Source organism: Sphingobium sp. BHU LFT2 (assembly GCF_018604485.1).
In the GTDB taxonomy this organism is placed as follows: Bacteria; Pseudomonadota; Alphaproteobacteria; order Sphingomonadales; family Sphingomonadaceae; genus Sphingobium; species Sphingobium yanoikuyae_A.
The window spans coordinates 12,448-32,411 of the sequence record NZ_JAFCGW010000027.1; the positions used below are offsets into that span (position 1 = coordinate 12,448).

The window sequence follows — 19,964 nt, forward strand, 5'->3', positions numbered from 1 at the left end:
TCCTCAAATATAATGGACGCTTCTTGATGTTGCAGAAAAGCAATTGCGCCGCCTCGCTCATATTCGCGGCGATCCCGCTGGTCGTCATCCTCTACGCCATGTGGCAAGGGCGCTGACCGTGCGGTTCAGCCGAGTTCGAGAGGAGTTTCGAACCCGGTTAAACCGCCGAGGCCTGCCGACCTCACCGTTCGGTTTGATTTACGCTCAGCTTCTCTCGAAGCTCGGCCGCGCCCTTTTCGATCCCCAGCATAGGCGCCTTTAGCACACCGAAGCTCGCACCGACATTCATAGCATTGGGATATTGCTTGGTGATCTCCGCGAGCAATAGACTATCATCGGCGCTGTCATAGACCTCCACCGCATAGATCACCGAGCCGGTCATCGTGCCTTCGCGTCCCTTTATGCTTTGGTAGGCATTATAGGCACCCCCGGCGAGATCGAACCGCGACAGCGGCCCCAGGATCGCCTTTGTCGGCGTGGCCCCGGTGAGCGTCAGCTGGATTCGCAACGTCGAGGGACCCGCCCGCTCGGTCATTTCGAAGACCTTGCGCAGTTCCTCGTCGAACTGCTCCTGCATATAGTCGGCAAGCTGCTCCTGCTCGCGGGGGGAAAGCTTGGTGAATTGTGCGTCCGGCCCGTCATAGATTTGAACGGGCTCGACAATCGCCTTGTAGTAGCGGCGAAAGTTCACGGACCGCGCATAGCGGTAAGGGGTCTTCGACACGCTCTTGCCGCTGTTCGCGCGCAGCACGGGAGAGGAAGCAAGGCCGGAATAGGCGGTCGGTCGGGGGCTTGCACACGCAGTCGAAGCGGCAACGAACATTATCGCCGGCAAGATTCTATGAAGAAATTCAGAGTATAAAATCTTTCTCATCCATGGCTCCGCAGGTAATCTAGCAACGAGCCAGAAATATTTCGCTCGCCCCGGACAATGTCACCTTTGCATGGGGGGGGGGGCGTATCGTTTGAAGATGGAGGAATGATGCAGGTGAAAATCTGCGTTTATCCATGATCCATCCATCGAACCTCCATCAAAAAACTTAGATCTCGTGCCACTGCATGGATCCCCGTGCAATGGAGACTTACGCTTGAGACATGTCGCGCCGACCACCCTGATTACGGCTCTTCTGCCCGTGATGCTCAGCGGATGCAGCGACGGACAAAAGGGGCGGGCGCCGTCCGCCACTGCGGTCGAGACGATCACGATCCGGCCCGAGGATGTTCCCAACATCCTCGAACTTTCGGGACGCATTCAGGCCGTGCGTACCGCCGAGGTCCGAGCGCGAACCGACGGCATCGTTCAGCGCCGGCTGTTCGAGGAAGGATCGATCGTCGCGGCCGGAACGCCGCTGTTCGAGATCGACCCGCGCGACTATCGGGCACAGGTCCAGCAGGCGCAAGGCACGCTGCAGCGGGCCGAGGCGCTGCGCGACAATGCGCAATCGGTGGTACATCGCTACGATCCGCTGATCGCCGACCGGGCGGTCAGCCGTCAGGAATATGACGCGGCCCGCTCGGACCTTGCTCAGGCGCAGGGCCAGGTGGTTGAAGGCAAGGCGGCGCTGGATCGCAGCCGCCTGCAGCTGGGCTTCACCACCGTGCGGGCTCCGATCGCGGGTCGGGTGGGCCGCGCCGAGGTGACCGAAGGCGCGCTGGTTAGCGGCGGACAGGCCAGCCTCATGACCCGCATCGACCAGATCACGCCGGTCTATGCGGTCTTCTCCCAGTCCAATGCCGCTATCCTCGATCTTGTCCAGAAGGCGCGGGCAGGGAGCATCAAGCTGCCGTCCCCCAAAAGTGTGTCGGTGCGCCTGATTCTTGAGAACGGCACCGAATATCCAGTCGCCGGCCGGATCGATTTCACCGGCACCAACGTCGATCCCGCCACAGGAAGCCAGACCATCCGCGCCCAGATGCCCAATGCGCAGCAGTTGCTGGCGCCGGGCCAGTTCGTGCGTGGGCGGATCGAGGCTGGCACCATCGCCAGTGGCATCACCATTCCGGCACGCGCCGTCCAGTTCAAGGGCGAACAGGCGAGCGTCTCGGTGCTCGGCGCGGACGGCACGGTCATCAACCGGCCGGTCACATTGGGAACGCTGCTCGGCGAGCGCTGGATCGTCCAGTCCGGTCTCAAGGCCGGTGAGCGCGTCATCGTCGAGGGCTGGCAGAAGGTGCGCCCCGGCCAGAAGGCGCGCGATGCCGCTTCCTCACAGCCGGCCAAGGCCACTTCCACGGCCAAGGGACGGTAAAATCATGGATCGCTTCTTCGTCTACAAGCCGGTCTTCGGCTGGGTCATCGCCGCGTTCATCGCTATGGCGGGTATCATCGCGCTCGCGACTCTGCCGGTCGAGCAATATCCCTCGGTCGCGCCGCCGGCACTTAGCCTTAGCTACACCTATACAGGCGCCGATGCCGATACGCTCGACCGCAACGTCACCTCGGTCATCGAACGCGAGATGAGCGGGATCGACGGGTTCCTCTACATGAACTCGACCAGCCGAGCGAACGGCACCGGCCAGATCACGCTCACCTTCAAGGCCGGAACAGATCTCGACTTCGCCCGCAGCAACGTGCGCGATCGTCTCAACCGTGCCGAGCCGCGCCTGCCGCAAGCGGTCCAGCAGATGGGCATCCAGATCACCGACAACAGTTCGGGCTTCCTGATGCTGGTTGGCCTGTCTTCGCCGGACGGCTCCCTGTCGCCGCTCGAGATTGGCAACTATGCCAACAACAATGTCGTGAACGAACTGCGCCGCGTGCCAGGGGTCGGCGACGTCCTCCTGTTCGGGTCGCAATATGCCATGCGCATCTGGCTCGATCCGGCCAAGCTCGCAGGCTATTCGCTCTCGCCGACCGAGGTGCTGGCCGCCGTCCAAGAGCAGAACAGCCAGGTCGCGGGCGGCGGCATCGGCGAGCAGCCCGTCACCCGCGAGGCGGAGTTCACCGCCAAGATCGTGACCCAGAACCGGTTCAGCGATCCCGAGCAGTTCAAGCAGATCATCATCCGCTCGGGCCAGGACGGTTCGGCAATCCGCCTTGGCGATGTCGCGCGCGTGGAGCTTGGCGCCGACAATTACGGCTTCAAAGCGCGGCTCAACGGCAAGGAAATCGCAGGGATGGGCATCCAGCTTGCCTCGGGCGCCAATGCAGTGGCGACCGCCGAGGCTGTGCGCACGCGCCTTGGCGAACTGCAGAAGAACTTCCCGCCGGGCCTCGAATGGAAGGTCGGTTTCGACACCACGCCCTTTATCGACGCCTCGATCGCGAGCGTGATCCAGACCCTCGTCGAGGCTATGGTCCTCGTCTTCCTCGTCATGTTCCTGTTCCTGCAGAACTGGCGCGCGACGCTCATTCCCGCGATCGTCGTGCCGATCGCGCTGGCGGGCGCGTGCCTCGGCCTGTTCCTGTTCGGCTTCTCGATCAACACCCTCTCGCTCTTCGCGATGGTGGTGGCGATCGGCATCCTCGTCGACGACGCCATCGTCGTGGTCGAGAATGTCGAGCGCATCATGGCCGAGGAAGGCCTGCCGCCCCGCCTCGCGACGATCAAGGCAATGGGCCAGATCCGGGGCGCGATCATCGGCATCACGCTCGTGCTGGTCGCCGTCTTCGTGCCGATGGCTTTCTTCCCGGGATCGACCGGCGGCATCTACCGCCAGTTCTCGGTGACGCTCGCCGTCTCCATCTTCTTCTCCGCCGTGCTGGCCCTGACGCTGACCCCCGCCTTGTGCGCCACGCTGCTGCGGCCCCATGCGGCCGATCACGACACGCCGCCGCCTGCGGGCATTCGCGGCTGGCCGGCCCGCTTCTTCGCCTGGTTCAACGGCGTCTTCGACCGGTCGAGCAGCAAATATGGCGGCACGGTCGGGCGAATGATCGTCTCACCCTTCCGCTGGATGGCGGTGTTCCTCGCGATGGGGCTGGTGACCGCGCTGCTCTTCACGCGCTTGCCCGGTGGCTTCCTCCCCACCGAGGACCAGGGCTATGTCCTTATCAACTATGATGCGCCCGTCGGCGCGACGATGCAGCGCACCGAGACGGCGGTCCTCAAGGTCGAGGATTATCTTCGCCGGCTGCCGCAGGTGCGCAACATCATCACGCTGCAGGGCTATAATTTCTACGGCCAGAGCCAGGGCGCCGCGCTCTCCTATGTCGACCTCCAGCCCTGGAGCGAGCGCAAGGGCGCGCACAATAGCGCCCAGGGCGTCATCTCCGGCATCCAGAAGGCAGTGTCGGGCATCACCAGCGCGACCATCTTCGCGCTCAATCCGCCGCCGATCTCGGCGCTCGGCAACGCTACCGGCTTCTCCATGAAGATCGAGGATCGCTCGGGCACCGACCGGGAAGGGCTCATTGCCGCGCGTGACGCCATCATCGCCGCCGCTGCGAAGGACCCGCTGCTCGTCGGCGTGCGGCCGGACGGGCAGGGCGATGCGCCGCAGCTCTATGTCGATTTCGACCGCGTCAAGGCGCGGGCGCTCGGGCTCTCGATCGGCGATGTCAACCAGACGCTCGCGATCAATTTCGGCTCGGCCTATGCCAATGACTTCACGCGCGACGGCAACACGCTGCGCGTCTATCTCCAGGCGGAAGCGGCCGCGCGCATGCGGCCCGACGATATCCTGACCCTGCAGGTGAGGGGCCAGGATGGGCAAATGGTGCCGTTCAGCGCCTTCACCACCGTGCGCTGGCAGTCCGGTCCCGCCCAGCTTGAGCGTTATAACGGCTACCCTTCGCTGACGATCTCGGGCTCGGCTGCGCCCGGCGAATCCTCCGGCGGCGCGCTCGAAGCGATGGAGCGGATTGCAGGCGAACATCTCTCGGGTTCGCTCGCCTATGACTGGACGGGCGCCGCCTATGAAGAGAAGCAGGCCGGCGGCCAGATCGGCATGCTGCTCGGCCTCAGCCTGATCGTCGTCTTCCTTCTGCTGGCTGCGCTCTACAACAGCTGGGGCATCCCGCTCTCGGTGCTGCTGGTGGTCCCCTTCGGCATCCTCGGTGCCGTGCTCTTCACGACGATGCGCGGCATGTCGGCGGACGTCTATTTCAACGTCGGGCTCATCACCATCATCGGCCTTGCCGCAAAGAATGCGATCCTCATCGTCGAGTTCGCGCTCGAGGATGAGACCGGCGAGCGAACGATGTTCGACGCGACGGTCGAGGCAGCGAAGCAGCGACTGCGGCCGATCCTGATGACGAGCCTTGCCTTCATCCTCGGTATGGTGCCGCTGTTTATCGCCTCGGGCGCGGGCGCAGCGAGCCGACAGGCGGTCGGCACCGGCGTGGTCGGCGGGATGATCGCGGCGACCGCTCTCGGCATCTTCTTCACGCCGGTCTTCTACGTGCTGACGCGCAGATATTTGAGCAAACGGCGCGATCCCGAAGGGGAGGACGCGCGCTGGCTCGAAACCAAGCACCAGACCGGTGAAGGAGACACCACTCATGCGTAAGTCGGTGATGATCCTTGCCCTGACGACCATGCTCGGCGGCTGCAATCTGGCGCCCAAATATGTCCAGCCGACGTTGCCGGTCGCCGAAACCTTTCCCGGAGGTGCGAGCGAACAGGCACCGGTCGAATCCAGCGCTGCTAGGCTTGGCTGGCGTGACTTCTTCCAGGATGCGCGCCTGCAGATCCTCATCGCCGCCTCCCTCGAGCGCAACCGCGATCTGGCGCAGTCGCTCGCCCGCGTGGCGCAAGCGCGTGCGCAGTACCGGATACAGGAGACGCAGCGTCTCCCCACGCTCGAAGCCAATGGGCAGGGAACGCGTAGCCGTCAGCCCCTGACCGCGCTGGGAACGGGCGCGTCGGCTGATGCGGGCGCGATCGAGTTCAGCCAATATGGCGCCAATGTCGGCGTCAGCGCTTTCGAGCTCGACCTTTGGGGGCGGGTGCGCAATCTCGCCGAGGCCGAGCGCCAGCGCTATCTCGCCTCGGAGGAGGGCGCCCGGACGTTCCGCCTGTCGCTGATCGCCCAGGTCGCTGCCGCCTATTATGATATCCAGGCAGGCGAGGAACGTATCGCCCTGGCGCGGCAGAGCCTCGAGGGACGAGAGGAAGGCTTGCGCATCGCCCGCAAGCGGCTTGACGCCGGCGTCACCTCGACGGTCGACTATGATCAGTCGATGCTGCTGCTCACCCAGGCGCAGACCGAGCTTGCCGAACTACAGCGTACGACCGAGCAGGCGCGCAATCTGCTCGACGTGCTGACCGGCGGCCCGATATCGGGTCCGCTTCCCGTAGCCAGGCCGCTGGTCCGTGCGGAGCAGGTGCTCGCCGTCGAACCCGGCTTGCCCTCGGCGCTGCTGATCGATCGCCCCGACATACTCGAAGCTGAGCACAATCTGCGCGCGGCCAATGCCGATATCGGCGCGGCGCGGGCGGCCTTCTTCCCGACCATTTCGCTGACTGGAAACTATGGCTTCGCCTCTTCCGCGCTCGACAGCCTGTTCGACAAGGGCAATCAGGCTTGGAGCTTCGGTGGTGCGTTCAATCTGCCAGTCTTCGACTGGGGTCGCCGCAGCGCGCATGTCAAGGTCAGCAAGGCGCGGGCGGACGAATTGACCGCCGCCTATCAGCGTGCGGTCCAAGGTGCGTTTCAGGAGGTCGCAGACGCGCTGGTCGCCCGCCGGCGCCTCGGCGAGCAGATCGTCGCGCAGGAGCGCACGGTTACCGCTCAGCTACGGCTCGCGCGCACGGCAAGGCATCGCTACGACAATGGCATCGCCATCTACCTCGAGGTGCTCGACGCCGAACGCAACTTGTTCGCCGCGCAGCAGCAGTTGCTGCAGCTGCGGGCCACGGACTTGCAGAACAGCGTCTCGCTCTATGTGGCGCTGGGTAACGGTCTTGAAGAAAAATCGCCGGGTTCCACCGCTTCTCCCTGATCCCTCCACCGATGCTCCATCATAAGATGATCAAAGAGCTGAGAAAGGCCGGTCGGACCCACACGTTCTGACCTGCCGCCATCTCATCTTTGAAAGGCATCTCATGAACGCTCGCTATCTCGGTCTGCTCGCCGGACCTCTCCTGCTTTTGCCCTCGGCCGCCATGGCTGAGGTGGCGGGCGTCTGGCGGGTCACGGGGAACATCGAGGGCAGGACCTTCACGGTCGACTGCAGCTTCGAGCCGCGTGGCCCGCAGCTTGGCGGCCAGTGCGTCGATCTGGCGACAGGCGAAGCCAAGGCCAAGCCCGGCAAGGTGCATAAGCTCTCGAAGGGCAGCGCCCGCGGCAATGAGGTGCGCTGGACCTATCCCACCAAGGTCATGATGATGTCGATTGACATCGATTTTGCGGGCTCGATCGAGGGGGACCGCATGTCCGGTGCGATCACCGCGAAGGGCCGGCAGGGTCGCTTCTCGGCCATAAGGAAATCGGTCTGACGCGGTCGATACTCATCCGTCTGCAATCCCACTCATCTGGATAATTATCATGAAACTTATGTCTTTTGCTTCTGTCGAGCGCGCGCAGCCGTCCGTCCTCTTATGTCGGGAATGGGGCTTCACGCGGCCGTTCGTCGCCGGTTTCTGCCTCGGCGCCGCCTATCTCCTTGGGGGCTGTTCGGTCGCAACACTCCCGGTCAAGGCAACCAGCAAGGTGGTCGACTGGAGCACGACGAGCCAGGATGAAGCCGACCGCAATCGTGGGCGGGAAATGCGCAAGCGCGATGAGGCCTATGAACGCTGCGTGCGGGATGGGTATCGCGACTGCTAGATGGCCCGACCGATCGGGAATGGCGGCAAGCGATCATCCCTTTGCTCATGCGCTTTTCGTTCGGTTACTGGGCGACCTCTCTGGTCAGGCTTTGAGGTGTGCGCGCACGAAACGCACCCTTTCGGAGACCTGCGGCATAGGAATCGGTATTAGTCCGTAGCCAAGGTCAGTGTAGATTTGCACCATCGCTGGATGGGCCGCTTCTTCCTCCGCAAAATCCTGCTTCCTCGCCGTCTCCTGCGTGAGTATCTCGCGCCAGGGCGGCGCGATGAAGACAGGGGAGCGGAACAGTTTGGCGGCCCGCCCGACATGGGCCGGTATGGGGAGGCCGCAGAGGTGCAGATAGCCCGCGGCATCGGTAATGCCGCGATTGAAGAATACCGAGCCTTTGAGGCCGTGGGCTTCATGCCAGGAGCGCAGTTCCCTGCCGAGCATCAACTCCGCTAAATCCGTGCAATCGGCCCAGGGTAGGGCGGTGCGCCCGATCGCGACTTGATCGCGAATGATGGCGCGCCCCGCTTCCGGCATAGAGGGCGTTGATTACATAGGCCCCTTGCATGCTGACAATCGCGGCAAGCCTGGCGCTACGTACTGATGGAGCGCGACTTGATGCTCGCTGGCTTCAAATCCTAAAGAGACGCCATTTCTCTATGGCCCGCAGCAGCACTATCGGCAGCACATTGGCGCAGAAGGTGACCCGCGAATTTGATCTCCTCGAGGTCCGCTGCCAAAGTTAGATTTGCGCAGCTTGCTAATGCCGCCAGATCCGACCTTAGGACGGCCGGATATACCTCCATCACGTCTCCACTGTTTCTCACAATCCTATCCATCGCTCGAGTTTAGGCCAGCAAAAGAAGCCCGGTTTGAATGGGATCAACCATCCGCCGGGCTGGCAACTCGCCGCGCGAAATCGCCGGCGCAACCCTCGAGGCGATATGAGAAACGACCAAAATCAGTCCTCCAGATTCTTTCTGGCCCTGTCTGCGGCCACGGTGATTACGCTCTGCCCGATCGTGATTCCCATCAGTGCCTTCGCACGGAACGATATCGAAGTGATGGGCCGCCGGCCGATCGAACGGCCGCGATCGGCCCGTCCTATCGTCGTGGATGACGCGATCAACATCATAGGTTTCGAGAACGTGAGGCCGGGAAGCAAGGGGCGCCTCGAGATCGGCGATGATGGTGTTCGCCTCTCTAACGACAAGGCCGAAGGCCTGATCCCCGTCGACGCCATCCAGTTCTTTGCCGTCGAACATGGCAGCAAGGGCTTGCTGCGTGGAACTGCCGGGACACTCGCCAGCTTGGCGCCTAATGGCGCCGGCCAGATCTACAGCGCGATCCGTCCCGGAGCCGAGACGCTGACGCTCTTTTACCGTGATGAGAATGACGCGCTCCATGGCGCCGTCATCCTGATCCCGAAGTCCAGCAAGGACGAGACGCTCTCCGCCTTCGCGAGGCTCGGGATCGCATCTGGTGACAGTTCGACGCTGGACGCGATCGAGAAAGGGCCCAGCGATCGGCGTGTCTGGGTGCCGGTCATGGGCCATGACGACGATTCGGTCAGGGCGCGGCGTTCGACGGTGGAGATCGGGTTGCCTCTGGCCAACGACATGCTGCCGGCGGCGTTCACGGCAGCAACCTATGAGGCGCTCATAGCTCAGACCCGCAAGAGCGGGCTTTTCGCGGAGGTTTGGCGGCAGGGCGATAGCAATGCCAGCCCCGACGCCTTGCGCCTCAGCATCGACGTGACCGAATATAAGAAGGGCAATCCCGGCGTCCGCGGCGCGATCCCAGTGGTCGGGATGATTGCCGGCAAGACGCTCATTCGGGCGAATCTCCGTCTCGAGGAGCCTTCCGGACGGGTGCTGTTCGAAGAAGAGGTCAAGGGCTCTAAACGCATGATGGGCGAAAGTATCGCCGCAAGCATCAGCCTTGCTCAACGGAGCACCAAGGCGTTGTCCAAGGCGCCCGGTCTTTGGAAAGGAGCGCCGTTACCGGACGAAAGTGGTCAGCAGGTCGCGCTTTCCGAACGGCGACAGCGTTTACCTGCGTCGCGGCGTATTGAGCAGTGCGGCCCCGGCATATCGCCAGGAGAATGCTGACAAGAGCGCGCAAGAGGGATAACCTTCTTGGACGATCGGCCAGGGCATCGCCAGTGCCCTGTGCTGCCCTCTATGAGCGGAACGCTTGTGCAGTCACGCCGAACCTTTCTTTTTTCGTCAGCGTGGGTAGAGGGACGCCGACTGCAGTCGCCAGCAGCCATCGGAATAATTTTCGGATCCCCTGCTACATAGAGCCAATCCTAGATTGAATTTTCAGACAGCTTGTTTGAAAGACTATTTGTCCCGGCGCTTTCGGCTCCAATTTCTTCACTCATCCGCCCGGACAAACGCGGAGTGTGCTCGCGATCTGGCAAAGGCCACCGGGAAAGATGGCGCATGGGCACTGCTATGGCTTGCGACCGCAGCAGAAGAGACGCCGATCAACGGCGGCTACGGGTTTCGTCGAGCACCGCGCGTGCACCCATTCATTGAATATGCAGCCATCTTTGATCGCTTCTAGCGCGAAAGCGATAGGCTGGTGAAAAGGCCGGAATGCCGCTCTGATCTTCCATGACAAAATCAGGATAGGGTGGAGGATCCTTTTCGCGGCAATCTAGCTACGATGCTCCGCCGTTGAACGCTAGGTTCATCGACGATCTCCAGATTCCCTCCATGGGCACTGATCAGGGCGGCCGCGAGAGCGGCATCGATATTGCTGGTTGGGCGGTTGTCGGGGGCCCCATTGCCCGCTTCCCATATCGGTACATACAGATTGTTTTCTTCGTCACGCCCGACTGTCCAGTTGGCACAGTGCAGCTTGAGCACGGCTTCATCGGACGATGCTGACCACCTCACGGCGAGTGACGAGCCAAGCGGGACATGCAAAAGCGCGAAGCGTATAAGAGCGCCCAATGCCTGCGACATTCTGGCCGGATCGCATGAGAGCATAATTGCCTCATGGGGCGCCTGTAGACCGATTGCCGATGCGTTGGCCGCAGCATGTGTCTCGCTGAGGGCATGGGCCACAATCAGCGACAGATCGACCGAACGCCGGTCGAGAAGCAATTCGCCTCCATACGCCTGGGCGAGAGTGGTCAGACCATCGGTGATGCGAAGTAGTCGATCGACTTGCTCCAGAAGGCGTCCGCATTCGCCGCTGGCCGGATCGATAACGCCGTCCTCGAGCGCGTGGAGCCGCCCCTTGAGGACCGCAAGCGGCGTACGGAGCTCATGTGCGAGTCCTGCAACGAACATGTCGCGCTCGCGGCCTGGACCGCGTGTGGATCCTGAGCGGAGAGGTTGTTCATTACGCTGTGGCCCGGCGCCACTCGAGACCGGACTGGTCTTCGACGGATCGCAGGGGGGCGGGAGCGAGCATGTCACCCGGATCATCCTTCCACCCAGAGACGATATCCAACGCCTCTGACTGGCTCAATTACGTCAGCGCAACCGGCCCCGACGAGCTTCTGGCGAAGCTTCGACAAATGGCTGTCGACCACGCGGTCATAAGCTTCGCTGCCGGGCAGCGCTGCTTCGAGCAGCTCGGAACGGGAAAAGGCCCGCCGCGGGTAGCGCGCCATATGAGCTAGAATTTCGAACTCGGTGGGCGTCAGGTTGAGACGCTTGGCCTGGCCCTTAGCATCGTGACAATTCACCAGTCGGGCTTCGAGATCAATCTCGAGGATACCGATAGACAGACGTTTGGGCTTACTCGTGCCCATAGCCCGCCGCAGAACAGCCCGGATCCGCTCGATCACCTCGGAAGGATTGAAAGGCTTGACCACATAATCGTCGGCCCCAATCCGGAAGGAGGAGAGCTTTGAGACGTCATCGTCGTTTGCGGTCAGCATGATCACCGGAGTATCGCCACGTCGCCTTATTGCTGCGAGCACATCCAGGCCGTCGCCGCCAGGCAGACCGATATCGAGCAGCACAAGATCGGGCGCAGCTTGGCCATGCATCATGATCGCATCGGACACAGTCGTGGCACGCAGGACCTGCAGGCCGGCTCGCTCAATATAGGCAACCAGCAAATCTGCAATCTCGCGTTCATCCTCGACAACCAGAATTCTCGACATCGTCCATTCACCTCGCTCCTCCCTTGAAGCAACTCGATGGAGGATTTGTGGAGAGTTTGAGCAAATTCGCCGGAAGGCGGGGCCTGGGTCTCCCGTTTGGGGCCGAAGTCTCCAAAAAATCTCGACAGGCGAGGTAGGGTGGCCAGCAGCGTGTACCGTCTCCCGGTTGAGTAGGAAGCATTCTCGACGGAAACGGCATGAAACATCCATCTTTCCCGCAACGTGATCAAGCCACGATCCGACCTGTCGTCGCTGATCAATGGCAGGGGCGGTATCGCCCGGCGACACGGGCGCGGGCGGAATCGCGAGCAGCGTTTCCCGGCCCGAGAAACGCGAGAGAGGCGTGGCCCGATGCTAAGTGTATCACGTCAACGATTTATCGCGTCATGCGCGGTCCACTCGTCAGAGCATGGACCTTCGCGCAGAGACAGGATTATGGGATGCCATATGCGCTCGTAATTCTGCCCATCGTGGTCGCGACCTTCTGGTCCGGTTTGGCTTACTCGCGGCTGGGCATTGCGGCTTTCGTCCTTCTTGCAACGATCCACGCCGCGCGCGGACGCAAAAGGCGGAGCGGCATTTCTCGCTCTGCCATCTCTGGACGAGCGGATGCGAGCCGGCACTTGTTGCCGCCGATATCCAATGCCTCAAGCGAGCAAACCGACCCGTCCAGCGATCAACGGCTACTCATCACGGCGGGCGTGACCCATGAACTGCGTACGCCGCTCACCATCCTCAAGGGCCGCCTTCACGGTATCGAAGACGGCGTCATCAGACCGGACGAGGATGAAACGGCGCGTCTGCTTCGTCAGGTTGAGCATGTTCTGGCCATTGTGAACGACCTCGACACCCTTGCGCAGGCCGACATGGGGCGTCTGGCGCTCCAGCGCCGCGAGATCGATCTTGCAGAAGTCGTAGGCGCCGTAGTCGCCGACTTGCGTCCGCTACTGGCCCGACACGAAATGACGATCGTCGAGAGCTATGAGAAAGTCCGGATATTCGCCGATCCCACTCGTATCACCCAGATCGTGACCAACCTTCTGACCAACGCGAGCAAGCATTCCTCGGTGGGCGGACATATCCTGGTCGATGTGACCTGGGGAGCGGGTGACGTGCAGCTCAGCGTGATGGATGAAGGGCCCGGTTTTTCAGCTGAAGATCAGGACCGCCTGTTCACGCCATTCTGGCGTTCGGACGCCACCATCAAGCGCGCTGGTTGTCCGGGCACCGGAATGGGCCTCGCACTGACGGCAAAGCTGGTGGCGGCTCATGGCGGAAAGATCATAGCGGAAAACCGGCGGGACCGTTCCGGCGCCTGTTTTCGGGTATTGCTGCCCATGTGATGATGACGCAACTTCAGACATCTGGAGCGTTCCATCGGGCCTGGAACGGCGCCTCAGCGAATTGTCAACCGGACATAGCCGCGGATCGATGAAAACAGGCTTCGAAAACTGGCCACCAACTGACCGAATAGGTCCGCTGCATTCCTGCCAATATGGTCAGGCGCAGACGGCTAGCTCGTCGATCAGTTTCAGGATCGCATGAACCAGTGCTTCGGGTTGCTCCTCCAAGACCCAGTTACTGCATCGACCGATCATAGGGGCGCGGGAGTTGCCGGCAATCTCTTAGCTCAGCCTGGATGTAGCTCGTATGTAGGCAAGCCAGCCGCTCGGCGGGCGCTCAACATCGTTGGCGCCGACACCATTCTTTTCTAGAAATTGCGCTCCAGCCTGAGCAGGAAGGTGCGGGGCTGCAGAGGGGTTTGTTCCGCCTGCGACCGGAAGGTGAAAGAATTGCCGAAGGAGAAGCTGTTGGCGCGGCTGTCGAGCAGGTTCGACACGCTGAGGATCGCCCGCCAACTGTCCCGCCCCAGCGATAGGCCCGAGCCCAGTACCCAGCGCGTCGGCATATCGAGAGGGTAGGCGGGATCGAAGCCCAGACGCGTTCTGCCCCAGTAATTCGCCGACAAATAGGCGCTTGCGGCCCAGTCTCCGATCTGACGCTCCCAATTCAGGCGAGCGCGTCCAGATAGGTCGGGAAGGACTGGCAAGCGGAGATCGATGCCCGCAGTCTGCGCGGAGGAGAGCCGTCCATGCTGCCCGGTAAACGACAGTTCGAGAGCGAGATCCCTCCATGATCCACGCGCACCGAATTCGACACCATAGTTGGTCGCATTGCCCACATTGGTCGTTACCACCAGCCCGTTGCGGCCGACCCGGTCGCTCTGCACATCGTGCCAGCGCAGCGCGAATGCGGTGAGGTCCAGATCCAGATGACCATCCAGAAGGGAAAGGCGGCTTCCCAGTTCAAGATTTTTTAGCTTGTCCGACTGGAAAGTGACCAGTTCGCCCGCCCCATCAAGGTTGCGTCCGCCAGGACGAACCGCACTCGCGTAGCGTATCCAGAGCAGCATTTCCGGGGCTGGGCGCCAGGCCAGCGCAGCGCTGGGAGATAGTCCGTACTGGTCGATCGATGGACCGGAGGTAGAACGCGGATCGTCCCAGATGTTCGACACGAAGGCCCGAATACCTGCAGTAAGGTCAAGACTGGGCGTCAGGGCTAGCATGCCCTCTGTGAAAAAGGCAGCTTCCAGATTGAGGTTCGCCTGCGCGCGCGCCTCGACGGCAGCGCCGCTACCCGACGTAAATGTGCCGAGATTGACGTTGATGGCATCGACGATCGAAGTGCCGGCCAACCAGCGGAAAGCACCCCTGGACTGGCTGAGCCGGAATTCCTGGGTGATGAGATAGACACTGCGTTTCTCGTCATAGGCAACAGGCGACGCCAGTGGGATGAGGTCTGCAACGCTGCTGGCGTCGTAACGGATCGTCGCGTGATTGCTTTCGATCGCGGTAGAGGACAGGAAATCGAGGTCGCCGATTGGGCCTTTGGCCTCGAGGCGAAACAGGAAGAAATCGTTGCGACTGGGCTGCGCAATCGCGGTCGAACGAGACAGGCCGTCTGTGGCATAAGCGGCATCGCGGGACTCGAGTTTCTGCGCGACAAGCGAGAGATCGACGATCCAGTCATCATCAGGCTTCCAGCGAAGATTGAGGCGCCCGCCGACGCGATGCGAGCTGTTCACATTGGTTCGGCCTTGCCCCGCATCGTCGATCCAGCCTCCTTCGTAATCCGCATAGGCGCTTGCCCTCACGCCCAGGCTATCATTGACGATCGGCAGGTTCAGCGTAGCTTCCACAGCACCACCAGCCCCGCCGCTTGTGACTGCCGAGCCTTCGAACGCGACGTTGCCTGAGAATTGATCGAGCTTCGGGCGAACAGTGACGATGCGAACGACGCCGCCCAACGAACCACTCCCGTACAGCGTACCCTGGGGACCGCGCAGGACCTCGACCCGCTCGATATCGACAAGGCGCAGGTCAGGATCTGGAAGCGCGTAGTTGATGCGTGCATCGTCGAGAAACAGCCCCACAGTCGATTGTGTTGGGCCATTGAACGGGCTGTCCGCCACGCCGCGCAGGAACAAGCGTTCTTTGCCCGGCCCCATATGGGTCGAGAACACGCTGCCGACTTCGTCCGGCAGATCGCTCGAACCGCGCGAGGACGAACCGCTGGAAAACCGGTCACCGGGAACCACAGCGATCGAGACCGGAGCAGCCGACAGTTCAAGATCGCGCTTCAGCGCGGTGACGACGATATCCTGGGCCGGCGGGGGGGCGGGAGAGGGGGGGGGCTTAACGCGCTGCGGCTGTTGAACGGGGGAAAAGCGCACCAGTTGCCATAGTGATGGGCCCGCCCGGCGTGCGCGCCAGCCACTTCCGACGAGCAGTTGCTGAAGTGCATCTTCAGGCTCCAGGCGGCCTTTGACGGCGGGCACCCTGATGCGTGGCAGCGCGCCTTCGGCCGCTACCGAGATGCGACCCTGGCGCGACAAAGTCTTGAGCGCATCGGCCAGCATGCCTGCGGGTACATCGATCTGGGACGGTTTCGCCTCTGCAGGCTCAGCGACGAGCACGCCCAACAAGACGGATGCGATCATTGCTGCGGCGAGCCTCGACCGGAAGTATTGCTGTAATCTGGTCGACAAGATCCGGGCCATTTCTGATAAGCAATATGCCTGAAAGCTTGAGATGCGCGATAGCGGGCTCAACCTCCACGGGTTTGTCCGTGTAACGCGACAGGTCGGCGGCGACCTGCGTCAATGGCGTATCGTCATAGACAAGCTGCCCGTCGCGCCAACTTCCCACGGTATCGGGAGCCACCTTGCCGACCTCTCCAGACCCGGTTCGCTCTTCGCCCTGGAACCTTTGGCCTGCCGCAAGATGGATGGGCGAGCTGTCGTGCCAGGCCACATCGACGAGACCCTGCTCGACGGCAACGAACAAGCGCCCGCGATTGCGCGTGACAGTGAAGCGGGTTCCGATGTCGCGGACGGTGAACGTCCCGGACTGGATTTCAATAGGCCGGTTCTCATCGTGACGCAGGTCGAAATAGGCCGCGCCATGATCCATGCGTACATGCCCGTCGGTCGACAGGGACAGTTGGCTACGCTCGTCGAGCCGCACTTTACCGCTTCCCGCTATATCGATCGTCCTTTGTTCGCCTGCGGTGGCATAAGTGACCAGGTCGTCGTTCGACGGTCCTGTTAGGCCGGATATGCTGACGACAACAGCGAAAAGCGAAGCGGCTACGGCGCCCCCGAGCCACCAACGCCGGGATGCGCTAGAGGGGGAGGGGGCTGGCACCTCTTCCAACTCGGGCATGCCATGCTCTATCGCCCAGTCGGCCACCTCGGCATCGAGCAAAGCGATCCGGTGGTAGGCCGGCTGATGGGCGGGAGCCGCATCGAGCCATTGGGCAAACGCATCCCAATCGACCTCGCCCACCGATATCCGGGTATGCCAGTCGACTGCGTCGCGTTCGATATCGCTTTGCTGCTCGCCGGTCACGATGCTGCGCCTTTTCCGTCCTGAAGTCTGTCTTCTGGGGGAGACGACAGGGCCTGCGCCTCACCCCACCTCTGATCTGGCATCATTGGTCGATTTCCTTTGCGAGGTGCCGCAAGGCAGTCGCCATATGCTTTTCGACACCTTTTCGGGAGATTCCGAGCTGCTCAGCAATCTCGCTGTGGCTCATCCTTTCGATCCGATGCATCCGGAAGACGCGCGCAGCGCCGGGCGGGAGCGAGGCAAGAGCCTGGGCTATACGCTCTGCGCGCTGCTTCGCCTCAACTTGCGAGAAGGGTGACGGCCCCTCGTCAACATAGTTGTCGCCATGGCTGGTCGTCGTGCTATCGGTCCACTCCTTGTCGCGTGCGATCCGGCGCTCGCGTTCGCGCGCCCGGTCCACAACAAGGTTAAGGCCAATGCGGTGAAGATAGCCGACCGGGTCGCCCAGCGGCCCAGACGCGCGGTCCAGTCTCAGAAAAATCTCCTGGACGATGTCCTCGGCTTCGGCGGCATTGCGCGTGCGGCTGATGAAGAAGCGGAGCAGCCTGTCGTGGTTCGCCACGAAGACGGCGGCAAGGCCAGACGAAGCGTCGGACAATTGCCTCGCCATGGCTATGATATGTCGGCGAGACGCGACCATCGCGAACTCGCTCCTTCATCGTCGTGTTGCACACCGTCCATTCCGCTTGGAGCTTCCGTCCTCGTAGGAAAACATGCCGTCCGAACCATTGCAGCCGGCTGGCGATTGCTGCCATGCGCCCAAAACATGGAGGATATGTGGAGGCTTCGTCTCAATCCCGTCTCCATCGAACTTGCGACGATCCTCCATAAGCAGAAACTAGATTCGCTCCTGTTGCCCTGAAACGACAACAAGGAGCCATATCATGAAACTGCATTTAGTCGCCTTAGCGGCGGCGGCCACTCTGCCGGGCATGGTCTTTGCCCAGACCCATGAGCTGCGACGCGACCGCGAGGACATCAGGCAAGCCGAACGCGACCTCGAGCGGGCCCACCGCTATGGCCAGCCTCGTCATGTCGCTGAGGCGCGCGACAATCTGCGGGGCGCCAGACAGGAGTATCGCGCGGACTGGCGCGACTATCGAAACCGCGATCGAGCACTTTACAACCGTGGGAGCTGGCGAGCGCCGTTCCGCTATGAACGCTTCGCGACTGGGGCCAGATTACGCCCGGATTATTACGATAGGCGCTATACCATCGCTGATTATCGTCGCTACCATCTGCCGGTGCCTCGTGGAGATGCACGCTGGGTTCGCCATTATGACGATGTGATCCTGGTCAGCCCGCGCTCCGGTCGGGTCCTCGACGTCATTCACGGGTTCTTCCTGTAACGGCCTTGCTGGGCTCGCCGCTTGCGTGCCCGGCAACTTCTCACGCACCGCTTCACCCGCCTGCCGGCACAAATCCCTTCATTCCGCGTAAAAATTGCATGTGGACCCGCAGGAGTTGAGGCGAGCTCGCAAACTCTACGCTCGCCTGCTTGACCCGGGGCCGCGACATGCCGGGCGCCTGCGGCTTCGGAAGGGCGACGCCATCATTCTGTATGCTGAACTTGTCCTGGCCATCGCGGTCATGGATCACCACCATGGCATAGGTGCCGGGCGAAGGCGCGGTTACGCAAATATGCGTCGGCCCGTTTGGCGAAACCGGCGCCATCATGCGGCGAAAAATCTCGCCCTCCTTGAGCAACTGCGCCTTGTCTCTGAGTAAATCCGCCTCGTCGGCCGGGTAAAGCTCCACTAGGATCCTCCTCGTGCGGTCCTTCAGCCCGCCGATCTCGACGTCGAGTGAGGGGCCAGTTTAGCAAGGCGCAGCGATCGCCGCAGATTGACCGGGATTCGGTAACCACATGGCTGCAGGAAGCGCGATGATCAGATGTAGGCTCTTCGCATCATACACCTTCGGACGGGCAGGGCCTCAAAGCTTAAAAAAGAGCCACGCCGCATGGCGGCGTGGCTCACCCTGGTGCGACCCGAGGGATGGGGGAGGGATGGTCGGGCTCGCAGGGATCAGAATTTGTAGCGGACACCGACCGTGCCGGACAAAGTCCGCACGGTTGGCTCGAACACGGCTGCCTGGCCACCGCTCACGCCGTCGAACTTGAGACCGCTGATCTGCGTGTAACGTCCGGCGACCTCGACGGTGACCTTGGGCGCGACCTTGACGCCAACGCCGGCGTCGACATGCCAGAGCAGACCCCAGTCCTTGCCCGAGTAGCTGCTGCTTGTGCCCAGCAGATTGTCGGTACGACCAAACTCCGCGTCGACCCGAGCGACACCGACGCCGCCGCCGACGAAGGGCTCGATCATCGTTCCAGTCGGAATATCGACATAGGCGCCGAGTTGCACATACATAGCCTTGTTGCGGCCTTCGCCGGAGAAGTCGTCACCGTTCATTCCCTTGGCCTTCAGGCTCATGTAACCGCCACCCTGTTCGATTCGGAACATCCCGAAGTCATAGCCGCCGCCCAGTTCACCGGTGAAGCCGGATTTGAACTTCGTCTTCTCGTCGAATGTCGCTTCGGAAGGCAGGTCCGCTGCATTGAGCTTCTGGTCCGGGTTCACCGCCATGCCGGCACGCGCTACTGCGTAGAAGCCTTTGTCGTCCTCCTGCGCATAGGCCGATGTGGCCACCATCGCGGCTCCGGCAACGCTGGCCAAGCACAGCATGGTTTTGAAACGTGTCATTGATCTCTTTCCCGTCAAGTACGTCACTCCCTGCGAGCGACGGTTGCGGAACGGAGTAAGTGACGTAGGTTGACGTCAGTCGGAGAAGCGGTGGATGATCGATGGAGGCGAGAAAGATCCTTCTTCACAAGAGAAAGAAGCTTGAGCTACGCAGATTTCGATTCTTTCCTTAGCCAGAAATAGCAGCTGTACGCCTCGAAAAACGCTCGCCTTCGAGGGGTGAACTTGATTCACTTCGCCGACGCTGTGGCGGAGGCAGAAATGGCAGGAGAGCCGGGACTTTGACCTTTAGGACCGATATGAGGCGCTGAGCGCGGCAGGCGATCCGCTGGAGCGGTTGTCGGCGGTGGTGTACTTCGCGCTGTTCCGGGGACCGCTGGTGGCCGCGCTGCAATGTGATCCTCGTAACAAGGGTGGACGACCGCTGTTCGATCCGGTGCTGATGTTCAAAATCCGGGTTCTACGGGCGTATTCGCTGTCCTGCGGCTGGCACTCAATCTCTGAGGTAAACGAGAG

The 19,964-nt window shown here is 61.9% G+C and carries 17 protein-coding genes and 1 pseudogene; 9 read left to right on the top strand and 9 right to left on the bottom strand.

Translation table 11 applies throughout. The annotated features are described in order from the left end of the window. Nucleotides 1-181: 181 nt before the first annotated feature. Entirely contained in the window at nucleotides 182-823 is a 642-nt protein-coding gene (locus JQK15_RS24860; protein ID WP_214869006.1) for a DUF3313 domain-containing protein, read from the bottom strand. 265 nt (nucleotides 824-1,088) lie between these two features. Between JQK15_RS24860 and JQK15_RS24865 the strand changes: the two genes are divergently transcribed. From JQK15_RS24865 to JQK15_RS24885, 5 genes are all read left to right on the top strand, one after another. After that, nucleotides 1,089-2,249, top strand: coding sequence for an efflux RND transporter periplasmic adaptor subunit (locus JQK15_RS24865; RefSeq protein ID WP_251008032.1), 1,161 nt, complete (start codon nucleotides 1,089-1,091; stop codon nucleotides 2,247-2,249). Nucleotides 2,250-2,253: 4 nt separating this feature from the next. After that, on the top strand, nucleotides 2,254-5,451 hold the full coding sequence (locus JQK15_RS24870) for a multidrug efflux RND transporter permease subunit (RefSeq protein WP_214869008.1): 3,198 nt from the start codon (nucleotides 2,254-2,256) through the stop codon (nucleotides 5,449-5,451). Next, the gene (locus JQK15_RS24875; protein ID WP_214869010.1) at nucleotides 5,444-6,886 is read left to right on the top strand and encodes an efflux transporter outer membrane subunit; all 1,443 of its coding nucleotides are present in this window, start codon (nucleotides 5,444-5,446) and stop codon (nucleotides 6,884-6,886) included. Before JQK15_RS24870 ends, JQK15_RS24875 begins: the two co-directional genes overlap by 8 nt. Before the next feature lie 103 nt (nucleotides 6,887-6,989). Then, a complete protein-coding gene (locus JQK15_RS24880) occupies nucleotides 6,990-7,382 on the top strand; it encodes a hypothetical protein (protein ID WP_214869013.1) in 393 nt (130 codons plus the stop codon). A 49-nt stretch (nucleotides 7,383-7,431) separates the two neighbouring features. Then, nucleotides 7,432-7,713, top strand: a complete 282-nt coding sequence (locus JQK15_RS24885; RefSeq protein ID WP_214869053.1) for a hypothetical protein — start codon at nucleotides 7,432-7,434, stop codon at nucleotides 7,711-7,713. An 84-nt stretch (nucleotides 7,714-7,797) separates the two neighbouring features. Here JQK15_RS24885 and JQK15_RS24890 read toward each other — a convergent pair whose 3' ends face one another. Further along, a complete protein-coding gene (locus tag JQK15_RS24890; protein ID WP_214869020.1) occupies nucleotides 7,798-8,241 on the bottom strand; it encodes an AAA family ATPase in 444 nt (147 codons plus the stop codon). A 335-nt stretch (nucleotides 8,242-8,576) separates the two neighbouring features. On the opposite strand from JQK15_RS24890, the gene JQK15_RS24895 reads away from it, so the two are divergent. Beyond that, on the top strand, nucleotides 8,577-9,815 hold the full coding sequence (locus tag JQK15_RS24895; protein ID WP_214869022.1) for a DUF4410 domain-containing protein: 1,239 nt from the start codon (nucleotides 8,577-8,579) through the stop codon (nucleotides 9,813-9,815). A 519-nt stretch (nucleotides 9,816-10,334) separates the two neighbouring features. Here the strand turns inward: JQK15_RS24895 and JQK15_RS24900 are convergent. Further along, complete coding sequence (locus JQK15_RS24900) at nucleotides 10,335-11,009, bottom strand: histidine kinase dimerization/phospho-acceptor domain-containing protein (RefSeq protein WP_214869024.1); 675 nt, start codon at nucleotides 11,007-11,009, stop codon at nucleotides 10,335-10,337. Between the two features lie 134 nt (nucleotides 11,010-11,143). After that, nucleotides 11,144-11,833 (bottom strand): response regulator, encoded by a 690-nt coding sequence (locus JQK15_RS24905; RefSeq protein WP_214869027.1) that lies wholly within the window; start codon nucleotides 11,831-11,833, stop codon nucleotides 11,144-11,146. A gap of 440 nt (nucleotides 11,834-12,273) precedes the next feature. On the opposite strand from JQK15_RS24905, the gene JQK15_RS24910 reads away from it, so the two are divergent. Beyond that, nucleotides 12,274-13,176 (top strand): sensor histidine kinase, encoded by a 903-nt coding sequence (locus tag JQK15_RS24910; RefSeq protein WP_214869029.1) that lies wholly within the window; start codon nucleotides 12,274-12,276, stop codon nucleotides 13,174-13,176. A 368-nt stretch (nucleotides 13,177-13,544) separates the two neighbouring features. Here JQK15_RS24910 and JQK15_RS24915 read toward each other — a convergent pair whose 3' ends face one another. From JQK15_RS24915 to JQK15_RS24925, 3 genes are all read right to left on the bottom strand, one after another. Beyond that, on the bottom strand, nucleotides 13,545-15,833 hold the full coding sequence (locus JQK15_RS24915; RefSeq protein WP_214869031.1) for a TonB-dependent receptor: 2,289 nt from the start codon (nucleotides 15,831-15,833) through the stop codon (nucleotides 13,545-13,547). Further along, complete coding sequence (locus JQK15_RS24920; protein WP_214869040.1) at nucleotides 15,796-16,743, bottom strand: FecR family protein; 948 nt, start codon at nucleotides 16,741-16,743, stop codon at nucleotides 15,796-15,798. The genes JQK15_RS24915 and JQK15_RS24920 overlap by 38 nt, the downstream gene beginning before the upstream one ends. Before the next feature lie 82 nt (nucleotides 16,744-16,825). Beyond that, nucleotides 16,826-17,341 (bottom strand): RNA polymerase sigma factor, encoded by a 516-nt coding sequence (locus JQK15_RS24925; protein WP_214869042.1) that lies wholly within the window; start codon nucleotides 17,339-17,341, stop codon nucleotides 16,826-16,828. 286 nt (nucleotides 17,342-17,627) lie between these two features. Between JQK15_RS24925 and JQK15_RS24930 the strand changes: the two genes are divergently transcribed. After that, the gene (locus JQK15_RS24930) at nucleotides 17,628-18,092 is read left to right on the top strand and encodes an RcnB family protein (protein ID WP_251008033.1); all 465 of its coding nucleotides are present in this window, start codon (nucleotides 17,628-17,630) and stop codon (nucleotides 18,090-18,092) included. Between the two features lie 52 nt (nucleotides 18,093-18,144). Here the strand turns inward: JQK15_RS24930 and JQK15_RS24935 are convergent, their stop codons facing one another. Continuing rightward, a complete protein-coding gene (locus JQK15_RS24935) occupies nucleotides 18,145-18,537 on the bottom strand; it encodes a DUF2141 domain-containing protein (protein ID WP_214869051.1) in 393 nt (130 codons plus the stop codon). A 233-nt stretch (nucleotides 18,538-18,770) separates the two neighbouring features. Next, nucleotides 18,771-19,448: an outer membrane protein gene (locus tag JQK15_RS24940; RefSeq protein WP_214869044.1), complete on the bottom strand. Its 678-nt coding sequence runs from the start codon at nucleotides 19,446-19,448 to the stop codon at nucleotides 18,771-18,773. A gap of 307 nt (nucleotides 19,449-19,755) precedes the next feature. Here JQK15_RS24940 and JQK15_RS27105 point away from each other — a divergent pair. Continuing rightward, nucleotides 19,756-19,964: pseudogene (locus JQK15_RS27105) on the top strand (hypothetical protein); the annotation flags it as partial.

Coding starts and splice junctions, on each gene's coding strand:
- JQK15_RS24860 (WP_214869006.1), bottom strand. CDS start 823: ATGTTCGTTGCCGCTTCGACTGCGTGTGCAAGCCCCCGACCGACCGCC.
- JQK15_RS24905 (WP_214869027.1), bottom strand. CDS start 11,833: ATGTCGAGAATTCTGGTTGTCGAGGATGAACGCGAGATTGCAGATTTG.
- JQK15_RS24880 (WP_214869013.1), top strand. CDS start 6,990: ATGAACGCTCGCTATCTCGGTCTGCTCGCCGGACCTCTCCTGCTTTTG.
- JQK15_RS24915 (WP_214869031.1), bottom strand. CDS start 15,833: ATGATCGCATCCGTCTTGTTGGGCGTGCTCGTCGCTGAGCCTGCAGAG.
- JQK15_RS24885 (WP_214869053.1), top strand. CDS start 7,432: ATGAAACTTATGTCTTTTGCTTCTGTCGAGCGCGCGCAGCCGTCCGTC.
- JQK15_RS24870 (WP_214869008.1), top strand. CDS start 2,254: ATGGATCGCTTCTTCGTCTACAAGCCGGTCTTCGGCTGGGTCATCGCC.
- JQK15_RS24940 (WP_214869044.1), bottom strand. CDS start 19,448: ATGACACGTTTCAAAACCATGCTGTGCTTGGCCAGCGTTGCCGGAGCC.
- JQK15_RS24910 (WP_214869029.1), top strand. CDS start 12,274: ATGCCATATGCGCTCGTAATTCTGCCCATCGTGGTCGCGACCTTCTGG.
- JQK15_RS24890 (WP_214869020.1), bottom strand. CDS start 8,241: ATGCCGGAAGCGGGGCGCGCCATCATTCGCGATCAAGTCGCGATCGGG.
- JQK15_RS24930 (WP_251008033.1), top strand. CDS start 17,628: ATGAAACTGCATTTAGTCGCCTTAGCGGCGGCGGCCACTCTGCCGGGC.
- JQK15_RS24900 (WP_214869024.1), bottom strand. CDS start 11,009: ATGTTCGTTGCAGGACTCGCACATGAGCTCCGTACGCCGCTTGCGGTC.
- JQK15_RS24875 (WP_214869010.1), top strand. CDS start 5,444: ATGCGTAAGTCGGTGATGATCCTTGCCCTGACGACCATGCTCGGCGGC.